This is a genomic window from Spiroplasma sp. ald (assembly GCF_044714355.1).
Classification (GTDB): Bacteria; Bacillota_I; Bacilli_A; order Mycoplasmatales; family Mycoplasmataceae; genus Spiroplasma; species Spiroplasma phoeniceum.
Genome location: NZ_RXFY01000176.1, coordinates 1 through 1,135 on the forward strand (window position 1 = coordinate 1; position 1,135 = coordinate 1,135).

The 1,135-nt window shown below is 29.9% G+C and carries 1 protein-coding gene; it reads right to left on the bottom strand.

Annotation, left to right across the window (positions count from 1 at the left end; all coding sequences use genetic code 4):
• Nucleotides 1-1,109: VirB4 family type IV secretion system protein (locus EHU54_RS05955; protein ID WP_400249481.1), on the bottom strand; the 1,109-nt coding region annotated here is incomplete at its 3' end.
• Between the last annotated feature and the right edge of the window lie 26 nt (nt 1,110-1,135).

The following is a 1,135-nucleotide window of genomic DNA, read 5'->3' on the forward strand; positions in this document are numbered from 1 at the left end:
TACAAAATACCGTTATATTTACGAATACGTTTTGTCATTTCAAATAAGAAATTCAACGCTAAGGTATTATTTTCATTAATCAATAAATGAGCTTCATCAATGGCAATGCAAATTCATTGTTGCTCTGCAATTGGTAATACTTGGTTTTTCGCTTTGTTTTGTTTAACCACCTTATCTAAAAATGAAAGCATTAAAAACAATTGGGCATTTTGTCGGTTTTTGTTTGCTGTTAATTCGTGGGTATCAAAAACAATCAAATCGCTTTTTAGTGATAAGGTGCTTATTCCGTTTCACAAAGCACCATCAGCCCCCTTAGCAAGTTTTCATAAAACATTGTATAAATGTGATTTGTTTTGTTCGCTTTTTTCTTGTTTTTCAATTAAATCAAACAAATCTGATAGTGTAGGATAGTCACGAGCATTTAATTTATTTAATTCTGTTTTATCTGTAATTTTAAAATCTTTATATAATTTTAAAAGAGTTTGTTGTAATAAACTTAAATCAATATCCATTAAAGAAGGATATAAAATCTTAAACCATTGTTCTAACAACGAAATATGTTCTAATAAGTCATCTGAAAAAATTTCTAACGGATTTATTCGTGCTTTGTCCGATTTACCAATTGGGATAATTTCCCCACCATAATAATTGGCTAATTGGTGGTATTCCCGCTCAGGGTCAATGATATATATTTTTGTGTTATTACAATATAATCAGTTTAATTGCTTTTTAGCATTAAATGTTTTACCACTCCCTGTCATTCCGACAATAAATGCATTACTACTATTTCGAAAACTATCACGGTGTTTTATATCAAAACTTATCGGTTCATCAATATCATTCGTTCCCAAGAGCACCCCACAATTATCATTTAGCGGTGTTGCTACAAACGGATAACTACTTGCAAATGAAATAACGGGCATTTCTTGTCATCATTCAGTGCTGTTTTTGATATTGTTGTTTCAGACAAAATTATATGCTTTTAATTGCTGAAATTTTAATTCATCAGGTATAAAGCCTTTTTTAACCATTTCACTTATTAACATCGTTCTAATACTATCTAGTTCTTTTTTCGTATCAGCAAAACAAGTAAACATAACTGAAACCATTTTCAAGGTTTCACCACCATTTTGAA